General features: G+C 42.6%; 12 protein-coding genes. 10 read left to right on the top strand and 2 right to left on the bottom strand.

Translation table 11 applies throughout. The features are described 5' to 3' along the window. The 5 genes from VLN09_RS01295 to VLN09_RS01275 form a co-directional block, all read left to right on the top strand. Window positions 1–1022 (top strand): sulfate ABC transporter substrate-binding protein (locus tag VLN09_RS01295; protein WP_325243345.1); only part of this gene is annotated, 1022 nt, incomplete at its 5' end. A 254-nt stretch (window positions 1023–1276) separates the two neighbouring features. Then, window positions 1277–2371, top strand: a complete 1095-nt coding sequence (locus tag VLN09_RS01290) for a sulfate ABC transporter substrate-binding protein (protein WP_325243343.1) — start codon at window positions 1277–1279, stop codon at window positions 2369–2371. Between the two features lie 256 nt (window positions 2372–2627). Further along, window positions 2628–3512 (top strand): sulfate ABC transporter permease subunit CysT, encoded by an 885-nt coding sequence (gene cysT, locus VLN09_RS01285; RefSeq protein WP_325243341.1) that lies wholly within the window; start codon window positions 2628–2630, stop codon window positions 3510–3512. Further along, window positions 3512–4444: a sulfate ABC transporter permease subunit CysW gene (gene cysW, locus VLN09_RS01280; protein ID WP_325243339.1), complete on the top strand. Its 933-nt coding sequence runs from the start codon at window positions 3512–3514 to the stop codon at window positions 4442–4444. The genes cysT and cysW overlap by 1 nt, the downstream gene beginning before the upstream one ends. A 92-nt stretch (window positions 4445–4536) precedes the next feature. Further along, window positions 4537–5259, top strand: a complete 723-nt coding sequence (locus VLN09_RS01275) for a sulfate/molybdate ABC transporter ATP-binding protein (protein WP_325243337.1) — start codon at window positions 4537–4539, stop codon at window positions 5257–5259. A gap of 87 nt (window positions 5260–5346) precedes the next feature. Here the strand turns inward: VLN09_RS01275 and VLN09_RS01270 are convergent, their stop codons facing one another. Then, a complete protein-coding gene (locus VLN09_RS01270; protein WP_325243335.1) occupies window positions 5347–5670 on the bottom strand; it encodes a metalloregulator ArsR/SmtB family transcription factor in 324 nt (107 codons plus the stop codon). Window positions 5671–5965: 295 nt separating this feature from the next. On the opposite strand from VLN09_RS01270, the gene VLN09_RS01265 reads away from it, so the two are divergent. From VLN09_RS01265 to bfr (VLN09_RS01255), 3 genes are all read left to right on the top strand, one after another. Beyond that, window positions 5966–6157, top strand: a complete 192-nt coding sequence (locus VLN09_RS01265) for a (2Fe-2S)-binding protein (RefSeq protein WP_325243333.1) — start codon at window positions 5966–5968, stop codon at window positions 6155–6157. 470 nt (window positions 6158–6627) lie between these two features. Further along, on the top strand, window positions 6628–7116 hold the full coding sequence (gene bfr, locus VLN09_RS01260) for a bacterioferritin (RefSeq protein WP_325243331.1): 489 nt from the start codon (window positions 6628–6630) through the stop codon (window positions 7114–7116). A gap of 63 nt (window positions 7117–7179) precedes the next feature. Continuing rightward, window positions 7180–7653 (top strand): bacterioferritin, encoded by a 474-nt coding sequence (bfr, locus tag VLN09_RS01255; protein ID WP_325243329.1) that lies wholly within the window; start codon window positions 7180–7182, stop codon window positions 7651–7653. A 140-nt stretch (window positions 7654–7793) separates the two neighbouring features. Here the strand turns inward: bfr (VLN09_RS01255) and VLN09_RS01250 are convergent, their stop codons facing one another. Then, the gene (locus tag VLN09_RS01250) at window positions 7794–9170 is read right to left on the bottom strand and encodes a DHA2 family efflux MFS transporter permease subunit (protein WP_325243327.1); all 1377 of its coding nucleotides are present in this window, start codon (window positions 9168–9170) and stop codon (window positions 7794–7796) included. Between the two features lie 270 nt (window positions 9171–9440). Between VLN09_RS01250 and yghU the strand changes: the two genes are divergently transcribed. Together yghU and VLN09_RS12275 are read left to right on the top strand one after the other, a co-directional pair. Then, complete coding sequence (yghU, locus tag VLN09_RS01245; RefSeq protein ID WP_325243325.1) at window positions 9441–10283, top strand: glutathione-dependent disulfide-bond oxidoreductase; 843 nt, start codon at window positions 9441–9443, stop codon at window positions 10281–10283. 301 nt (window positions 10284–10584) lie between these two features. Beyond that, on the top strand, window positions 10585–10989 hold a 405-nt coding region (locus tag VLN09_RS12275; RefSeq protein WP_414709064.1), incomplete at its 3' end, for a DUF1176 domain-containing protein.

Here is a 10989-nt window from a genome sequence, read left to right as displayed (position 1 = left end):
TGACAGCCTGTAGTCCTACTGAAACCACTCAAAGCGAGAGCCAAGCGGACACGAAAAAGTCAGCTGATGCTGCGCAAGATATAGAGCTATTAAACGTCTCCTATGATGTATCGCGCGACTTTTATAAAGATTATAACGCTTTATTCGCTAAGGGTTATCAAGCAGAGTATCCCAATAGCAAAGTAAATATCAATCAATCACATGGTGGCTCAAGCAAACAAGCACTGTCGGTCGCCAATGGTTTACAAGCGGATGTAGTGACCTTTAACCAAGAAAGCGATATGAATCTGCTGGTCGAAAAAGGCTTGGTTGCCACTGATTGGCAACAAGTGCTACCAAACGGCGCTGTCCCATATACCAGTACCATAGTGCTGTTGGTACGCAGCGGTAATCCAAAGGGCATTAAAGATTGGCAAGACTTGGCACGTAGTGACATCGATGTCGTGATACCGAACCCAAAAACCAGTGGTACCGCGCGTTATGCATTTTTGGGTGCCTATGGTTATGGTCTCCATCATTTTAAAGAAAAGAGTAACGCTTCTGTCAACACCGATGCCTTTATCAAGAAGCTGCTAGCAAACGTCATCACTTATGATAATGGTGCACGTGCAGCAACGACTAGCTTTACCCAGCGTGGTTTAGGGGATGTGCTCATTACGACCGAAAACGAAGCGCATCTGGCCGCCAAGCAATTTGCCAAAGGACAAGTAGATATCGTCTATCCCAGTTATTCTGTTTTGATTGCTAATCCTGTCGCGGTAGTGACTGCGGTAACGGATAAAGCGGGTAAAACAGCAGCGGCAAATACCTACCTTAAAGGCTTATGGGACACGCCAGCACAGGAGCTGATGGCACAGATGTATATGCGCCCTAGTAATGAGCAAGTGCTTGCTGCCCATAAAGACACTTTGGTTGATATTGAGACGTTTGAGCCGGTGAGTGTCTTTGGACCTTGGACGCAGATTATGCAGACATTTTTTGTCGATGGTGGACGTTTTGATCAGCTGGCACAAGGCAAGTAGAGCGTAACACCTAAGCCATTTATGAGCCACGTTCATAAATGGTAAAAGTGGCTCACATAACGATAAGTCAGAACTTTTATTGATGTATTTTTGAAAGTTATTCATGGCTTATAATATTTAAGCTATTGATAACCTTCTATTTATTGATTCATTATTCCGTTTTGGCAATAACATACGCATATTCATCATTAAACATAATAAGCTTGCGCTGTTAGCATACTTGCATTACTTAACTTATTTATTTTGAGGCAGCCATGACATCATATACCACAGGTTACAAACATAAAAATAAAACGCTTAGCGTTCTAAGTATCGCCGGTGTAGCGCTGACTTTGGGTATGACAGGCTGTAGCAATAGCGAAAAAACTGAGCCGACTGCCAACGCAGAGGGCACGCCAGCAGCACAAGATATTGAACTATTAAACGTCTCTTACGATGTCGCCCGCGATTTTTATAAAGACTACAATCCCTTATTCGTCGATCATTACAAAGCTGAAAACCCAAACAGTAATATTCTTATTAAACAGTCACATGGTGGCTCAAGTAAGCAAGCATTGTCGGTCGCTAGTGGTCTGCAAGCAGATGTCGCGACCATGAACCAAGGCTCTGATATTGAGCTGCTTGAGAAAAAAGGCTTGGTTGAGTCAGATTGGGAAAGCAAATTCCCAGATAACGCTGTACCTTTTACCAGCACCATCGTTTTCTTGGTACGTAAAGACAATCCAAAAGGTATCAATGATTGGCAAGATTTGACTAAAGAGGGCGTTGAGATTGTCATGGCAAACCCGAAGGTGACGGGTAACGGTCGTTATGCATTCTTGGGTGCTTATGGTTATGGCTTACATGCTTTTAATAAAGATGAAACACAGGCCAAAAACTACGTCAAAGACATGCTAAAAAACGTCAAAGTATATGAAAATGGCGGCCGTGCCGCCACTACTACCTTTGTTCAGCGCGGTATCGGTGATGTATTGGTCACCTTTGAAAACGAAGCCAACCTTGCAGCAAAAGATTTTGGTGTCGGTCAAGTCGATATCGTTTATCCAAAATATTCCATCAAGTCTGAAAGCCCAGTAGCTATCGTAAAAGCAGTCACTGATAAAAAGGGCACGACCGATGCGGCAAAAGCCTATCTTGATTTCTTATGGAGCGATGCTGCTCAGCAATTGGCAGCTGACTTATACCTTCGCCCAAGTGTGAAGAGCGTATTGGATAAAAATAGCGACAAATTACCGCCTATCGATACTTTCCGCCCGAATGACGCGTTTGGCACATGGGATGAAATCATGAGCACTTATTTCAGCGATGGTGGGGTATTCGATCAGTTGGCCATTAATGCGCCTCAGTAATACCAATTCAGTAATACCAATAGTCACTGACGATAAAAGCTGTTACTTACTTAAGATTCTATGTAAGAGCAGCTCCTGCATTATTTGATCATAAATAAGTAACGCAGTACGTCATGAAACGATGACAATCTCATAAAGGACATGGCCTGCAACGCTATGTCCTTTATACCATGAGCATATCTATAACGTCTTTTTCAATATCGATACGACCGAGTGCTCACGATAAGTACCATCAGTTAGGCAATAGGACATCACTATGAGTGCAACAACACCTTCTACCATCAAACCTGTACCTAAAAAAGGCTGGTTGACACGCTTGCGTCAGCGCAATGTGCTGCCAGGGTTTGGACTAAGCATGGGTATCACCGTCTTTAGCTTATCGCTGTTGGTCGTCCTGCCGTTTGCCATGATGGCATATACCACGACGCAAATGGGCTGGACGGGCTTTTGGCAAACCATCAGCCAGCCACAAGTGACCGCTGCTATTAAACTAAGCTTATGGATGTCGTTTTTGGCGATGCTGACCAATATGGTGTTTGGCACATTGGTTGCTTGGGTACTCGTACGTTACGAGTTTTGGGGTAAGTCATTGATTAACGCCCTAGTTGATTTGCCATTTGCACTACCGACAGCGGTTACAGGTATCTCACTAGCCACTTTATATGCGCCCAATGGTTTGATTGGGCAGTGGTTTGCCAAGTTTGATATTCAAGTGGCGTTTACACCGATTGGTATTTGGCTTGCTTTAGTGGTCGTCAGCTTTCCCTTTATTGTTCGTGCTGTACAGCCTGTACTTGCAGAGTTATCGGTTGAGTTTGAAGAAGCATCCGCGGTATTGGGTGCCAATCGCTTGACGACATTTCGCAAGGTGATTTTACCGGAGCTATTGCCTGCATTATTGATGGGTGCAGGCATGATGTTTGCCCGTGCCACTGGCGAGTACGGCTCAGTTATTTTTATCGCCGGTAACATTCCGATGCAGTCTGAGATTTTGCCACTAATCATTATCAGTAAGCTTGAGCAGTTTGACGTCCAAGGCGCCTCAGCCGTTGCCTTGTTTATGCTGCTTATCTCCTTTGTGATTTTATTAACCATTAATATCGTACAGTGGAAGCTGTCGCGCCGTGTAGGAGCTCGCTAATGCAAATCTCTAATAGCTACGACTACCAAAGCAATCCAGCGACCAAAGATACGCCATGGGTACGCAGCACTTTTATTGTCATTGCTGTGTTATTCATGGTCATTATGTTGGTGGTGCCCCTGCTAGCCGTGTTCTACGAAGCCTTTAAAGGTGGCTGGCAGTTGTATATTGCCTCTCTTGTCGACCCTGAAGCCTTGCAAGCGATTAAGCTAACCTTGATTACCGCCGCGATTGTGTTGCCGATTAATATGGTGATGGGTATTGCCATTGCGTGGCTGGTGACCCGTTACCAGTTTAAAGGTAAGCAGCTGGTGACCACTTTGCTTGATCTGCCGTTTTCGGTGTCGCCAGTGGTCGCAGGTTTGATGTTCGTGTTGCTGTTCGGGTTAAACTCTAGCATTGGCGGCTGGCTTGAGAGCATGGGATTTCAGGTAATCTATGCTGTACCGGGGATTATTTTAGCGACTTTGTTTGTCACCTTTCCCTTTGTGGCGCGTGAGTTGATACCACTAATGCAAACTCAGGGTGATAGTGAGGAGCAAGCAGCATTGACTTTGGGCGCTACGGGTTGGCAGACGTTTTGGCATGTGACCTTACCCAATATTAAATGGGCGCTGCTGTATGGTTTGATTTTGACCAATGCACGAGCGATGGGTGAGTTTGGGGCAGTGAGTGTGGTCTCAGGTCATATTCGCGGTGAAACCAACACCATGCCGCTACTGGTCGAGATTGCTTATAATGACTATAACTTTACCGCAGCGTTTGCTTTATCGAGCTTACTTGCCGCACTTGCTTTAGTGACACTGCTCATTCAGCAAGTCATGAGCAAGCTACAAGATCGCAAATTCGCAAAGTCTGAACGTTTGATGAGTGCGCCTGAACTACCAGTCAGTGCTAATGCTACTGTCAAAGAGTCGGCGGGCAAAGCATAGCGGTTCATGTCCATAGACGCCACTTTTGCTATTCGCCATACTATTAAACAATCTGCCACGCTACGACAAAAGAAATAATAAGAGACACCATTATGAGCATTGAGATTCGCAACGTTAATAAAAAATTCGGCAACTTTACCGCCTTAGATGATATCAACATCACTGTGCCTACCGGTAAACTGACGACATTATTAGGTCCTTCCGGCTGCGGTAAGACTACTTTACTGCGTATCATCGCCGGTCTTGAATACTCGGACTCTGGGCAGATATTATTTGATGAGCTGGACGTCACCAATACACCGGTACAAAAGCGCAATATCGGTTTTATGTTTCAGCACTATGCCTTGTTTCGCCATAAAAATGTCGCTGACAATGTGGGCTTTGGTCTGACGTTGCTACCAAAAAATGAGCGCCCAAGTAAAGCTGATATCAATAAACGCGTGGCAGAGTTGCTTGACCTAGTGCAACTACCACAAGTGGCCAATGCTTATCCGCACCAACTATCAGGCGGTCAGCGGCAGCGTATTGCGCTGGCACGAGCACTCGCGGTTAAGCCAAAACTACTGCTATTAGATGAGCCGTTTGGAGCCTTAGATGCCAAGGTACGTAAAGAGCTGCGCACATGGCTAAAAGACATTCATCATGAGCTTGGTATCACCAGCATCATGGTTACTCATGACCAAGAAGAGGCAAGGGCGGTATCTGATGAGATTGTGGTAATGAACCATGGTCGTGTCGAGCAAGTAGGCACCTCAGAAGAATTGATAAACCGCCCAACCAATGCCTTTGTCAGTGATTTTTTAGACTTGGTATAGAATTTAATAAAAAACTTTATCTATACAGTATAAAAAAAGACCTCAGATGAGGTCTTTTTTATGGGCGAATCACAACATATCTTCGCGCTAGGTTAGCTTTAGCGTTGAGCTGTCTTTGGCTGATATTTGCTTATAGATAATATCCAAAATATCTTGGCACCATTCTGGCAAATCATCTGCGACCTCATACCACATCCAAGTTCCATCACGAACACAGCTTAGAATACCCAATTTTTTTAGATGGTTGAGATGGCGCGATATCGTTGGTTGTGGTTGATCAAGTATTTCCACTAACTCACCAACGCAGCGTGATTCTTTGTTATATAAGATTTGGAAAATCTTCAAGCGCGTAGGGTCAGATAAGACTTTAAACAATTCAAGCGGTTGTATCATACAATTATTATTAGACATGGAGCAATACCAATATACCTTTAGTTAATAGGGGGACAATATAACAGCACTTATCCATAAAATCGATTAAAAAATAACCAAATTTACAGTTCATCGCCATTTTACTACGTTAAGTACCGTAGCGTTACACGGATTATTATATTCAGTTACATACATACATTTATTAATTAAAACTAAATAAGTATAAAGATTTAATTAATATTACGAATAAGTGCAACAAATACTATTGTAAATGGTAATAGTTATCGTTATTATAACGGATATCACGTTAGTTAATCACAGTAGGAAGCCGCATATGTACGTCTGTATCTGTAATGATGTCAAAGAAAAGCAAATTAAAGCTGCCATTGCTTCCGGTATCGATACGTTAGATGGATTAAAGGACACCTTAGATGTCGCCACTTGCTGCGGCTGCTGTGAGCCTATGGTGAACGACTACTTAGATGAGCATCACGCTAAGCTTAATGTATTGGCCTATGCGGTTTAAATGAGCTGTCTAGAGGTTTTACCCTCTAGTTATATGTAATACATCTCCTAATACCGCAACCCTATATTTTGCTTTTAGCTTTTAAGTATTATACCTTAATAATTAGTTGCAATTGAGTATTATATCTTAATAATTAGTTGCAAGCGTCCATATAATATCACTGATACACCGAACCTACCACATCCATTATACTCACCATAGTCATCTTATCTGTGCTAAGCCTAATTAGAGAGAGGATACCTCAATACTTATCACTAATAACGGTGGTTGGTTATGACTCTCAATTCGCATCTTATTCTTAGTTCATATCGTTACAAGCGTTACGAGGTCCCCATGTTACTATATAGCTCTTAATTTGTAAGATAGTTCGTCGATTTAATCTTTACTGATTGGTTTACGAATAGCGCTTTATATATATTTAAAATTATGGATTTATATAACAAACAACGATAAGTACAGGAGTACTGGTGATGATTGGCAACCCTAAAGTGATTGATTATTTAAACTTTTTGCTAGGTGGTGAGCTTGCGGCTCGTGACCAGTATTTCATCCACTCTGAGATGTATGCTGAATGGCATTACGGCAAACTCTACGATCGTATCAGCCACGAAATGCAAGATGAGACCTTACATGCACAGGCGATTATTCGCCGTATCTTGATGTTAGGCGGCACGCCTAAGATGAGTGTCGATGCGATTAATATTGGTACCACTGTACCTGAGATGCTACAGCTTGATTTGAATTTAGAGTATCAGGTGCAAAAGCATCTTAAAGACGGTATCGCAATTTGTGAAGAAGCGCATGATTATGTCACCCGTGAGATGTTGGTCGAGCAGCTTAAAGATACCGAAGAAGACCATGCACATTGGCTTGAGCAGCAATTACGTCTGATTGATATGATTGGTCTACCGAACTATTTGCAAAGTCAGATGGCTGAAGTGTCTGCAAATCTTGTTTAAGAATAACAGATAAGCATTGTCACTATAGCTGGCTTATATCATCAATATATAGGGAGAGAAAGGATGAAAGGGGATAAAGAGGTTATCCGCGCACTCAATAAAGTGCTAGGTCAATCATTGATAGCCATCAATCAGTATTTTTTGCATGCGCGTATTGCTCGTCATTGGGGCTTAGAGTCCTTAAACGAGAGTTTCTATAAGCAGTCTATTGCAGAGATGAAATGGTCTGATGATCTGATTGCACGGATTTTATTGCTAGGTGGTTTACCGAATTTGCAAGATTATGGCAAGATGTTCATCGCTGAAGATGTACCTGAAATGATTGACTGCAATTTGCGCTTAGAGAAGCAAAAATTCGGTATTATCACTGACGCCATTACCTTGTGTGAGACGCAGCAGGATTATGTGTCACGTCAGCTACTAGTCATATTAAAAGACGGTAATGAAGAGTATCAAGATTGGCTTGAGACTCAAGAAGATTTAATGAAAGCTGTCGGTATTGAAAACTATATCCAATCGCAGATGAATGACGATTAAATAGTAGCGACTTTTATTAAATCGCAACAAGCCAGCCTATGTTTTGGTTATCACCCAAGCATAGGCTGGCTTTTTTTTGGTCTATTTTTTATTCAACTATTCTTATTTAGATTCTCTATATAATTTTTCAGCACCCATTCTCAATATAAGCCGCGACCATCCTCAGGTTTTAAACGCAAAAAATGCAATCCCGACAAAATGGTAAGCACACCCAGTATCCAATAGGTGGTTTGAAAGGCTGCCAAAGTATCCATCTGTAGGCGCTCACGCAGCAGATTAAGCAGTGCTGCGCCAAAAGCAATGCCAAAGCTGATGGCGAGCTGTTGGTTGACTGCCATCAAACTATTGCCACTGCTGGTTTGGGTACCTTGTAAGTCGCCAATGGTAATGGTATTCATCGCACTGAACTGCATAGAGTTACAAGCACCCATAATGGTTAAGATAGGGATAAACCACATCCACTGCGCGGCATCATTAAACTGTGCCAAGATGATAATGAGGATGCCCATAAAAGTTGTGTTGTAAAATAAGACAGTTCGATAGCTATAACGCTGAATAATCTTACTCACCCAAGGCTTGATACCGATAGCACCCACAGCGATGGGCGCAAGTAGCCAGCCTGCTTGTGAAGGAGAGTATTCAAACACCACCTGCAACAGTAGCGGCAATAAAAACGGTACCGCACTGATGCCCAATCGAGTAAATAGATTACCAGTAATGCCGATACGAAAGGTACGAATATTAAACAAGCTTAATGGAAACAGCGGTGCTTCGCGACGTTTAGCATGCCAAATATAAGCACCGAGCAATAGACTTGCCAGCACTCCAAGCATCAGCCCATAAAATCCACGTCCAACTTGCGCCCCAAACTCTACTGCCATTGTAAAACCACAGGCAGCAGCAGCAAATAATAAAAATCCCGTCCAATCTAGCCGCTTGGTATCCTCAAACAATGCTGGCACCAGTTTTTTGCCTATCATAAAACCAAAAATACCCATGGGAATATTGATTAAAAATATCCAGTGCCAGCTGGTGTATTGTACGATATAACCACCCAATACCGGTCCGACCAATGGCGCAACCAAAGCGGGGATTACCGCAAAGTTCATTACCGTCAAAAGCTTATTACGCGGATAAGATTTCACCAATATCAAACGGGCAACCGGTGTCATCATTGCACCCCCGATAGCCTGTACGATACGTGATCCGATCAAAAAGCCTAAGGTATGGGATGCGGCACATAATAGCGAGCCGATACAGAATATGATGATGGCAGACAAGAACACACGGCGTGTGCCATATTTATCGGCTAAAAACCCGCTAATAGGAATAAAAATTGCTAAAGTAAGCGCATAACTGATGACCGCCCACTGCATTTGAAGGGGGGATTCGCCAAGTGCTTGAGCCATTTGCGGTAGGGATGTATTTAGAATCGTCGCATCTAAAATCTGCATAAATAACGCCACCGCTAGTACATAAGGTAGATATTTCTCTTGCGTCGGAGTCAGTACTACCATAGGGATGTCACCATTTAGTACAGGGATTTATTAAAGTTTGTTTGAAACGGGTAGCTATGTTTAGCTAATACTTTATGCGTAGTATAGAAACAACTTCTGAGCAGTTAAAGAGCAGCAAAGTAACGGTAATTACAAGATAAGACTTTAATAATAGGATCAGACCCCGCTATAGTAAGAGGTAGATGGCAAACAACGCCATTTTTAATATCATTATTTTTCAACCATCACTGCTAAAAACTACAATTAATACAATAAAAGACAGGGCACATTATGACTCAGGATAATAACGCTACAAACAGCCAGACGGATGGCTATACACCGCCAAAAATTTGGACACAAGATAAAGAGAATGGCGGAAAATTCTCGAATATCAATAGCCCGACCGCTGGCACGCGCCATGAACAAAAACTGCCAGTAGGCGAAGCGCCATTACAGCTGTATTCATTGAATACACCAAATGGTGTTAAGGTAAATATTCTACTAGAAGAACTGGCTGAACTTGGTATTAAAGGCGCAGAATATGATGCTTATCTGATAGACATCTCGAAAGGCGATCAGTTTGGCTCAGGCTTCGTAGCTATTAACCCAAACTCAAAGATACCGGCTTTGGTTGACCATAGTAATAGCGAGGCTGGCGAGCCGATTGCTATTTTTGAGTCTGGCGCCATTTTAATGTACTTAGCGGAGAAATTTGGCAAATTTATTCCAATGCAGCAAGGCAAAGCACGGGCAGAGTGCTTGTCTTGGCTGATGTGGCAGATGGGCAGCGCGCCCTTCTTAGGTGGCGGCTTTGGGCACTTTTATGCCTACGCTCCTGAGCCGATGGAGTATCCCATTAACCGCTATACCATGGAAGTCAAACGCCAGCTTGATGTCCTTGATCGTCATTTAAAGGACAATGAGTATATGGGTGGCAACGATGAGTCTGATTATAATATTGCTGATATGATTATTTGGGCGTGGTATGGTCAATTGGTGCTTGGCAAGCTTTATGAGGCAGCAGAATTCTTGCAAGTTGATGATTATCCACATCTACAGCGCTGGGCGAGAAAAATTGCTGAGCGCCCCGCAGTCAAGCGCGCTGTAGATTTAGTCCTTGAACCTATTACTTAGGGCATTTTTTAGTATTTATCTGATAGATTGATTTATGCCAATAGCTCAATTATAGATGCTCAGGATAAATAGCCGATAGCGCTTAATTTAACGACAAACTAGCAGAAGGGTTAATGAGAATATGGCTCATTAACCCTTTTATACTCTAAATATTCACTATTTGACATATATAGGTATTTAGGGCTATACTTTGTCAATTACATAATGGTACATTAGTACAACAGATAGAAACATTGGTGCGTTAAGATAGCCGCTGCAACCCAAAAAGGGCAGGTGCTTATCTCTCTTCTATTGAGGAGTAATGATTATAAAGGATAATAATATGCTTAGGGAAAGACTGGCGTTTTTTACAAATGTGAACGTCCATAATAGCCAAAGCAATGTTACCAACCCTAAATATTCAAACCATAACATCGATATTCAAGCGCCATCTATAAAAATAAAAAAGATAACAAAATCTATGTCAAAAAGAATCTTATACCCCATACTTACCGCCATCAGTGCGACGCTATATAGCGCCGCGAGTATTGCTGGCACGCCCGTTGATTTTACCAGTCAGGATTGGCAAGCGGTCTGTGATAACACACTTACTTGCAGACTTGCAGGTTATCAAGCAGATAACAACAGCGAGTTGCCTGTGTCTGTATTGCTGATACGCCGTGCAGGTGCCAATGCGACAGTTGATGGTCGAGTAAAACTTGGTGGT

This window comes from Psychrobacter sp., from assembly GCF_035469765.1.
GTDB lineage: Bacteria > Pseudomonadota > Gammaproteobacteria > Pseudomonadales > Moraxellaceae > Psychrobacter.
This window is presented reverse-complemented; position numbering and strand designations above follow the sequence as displayed.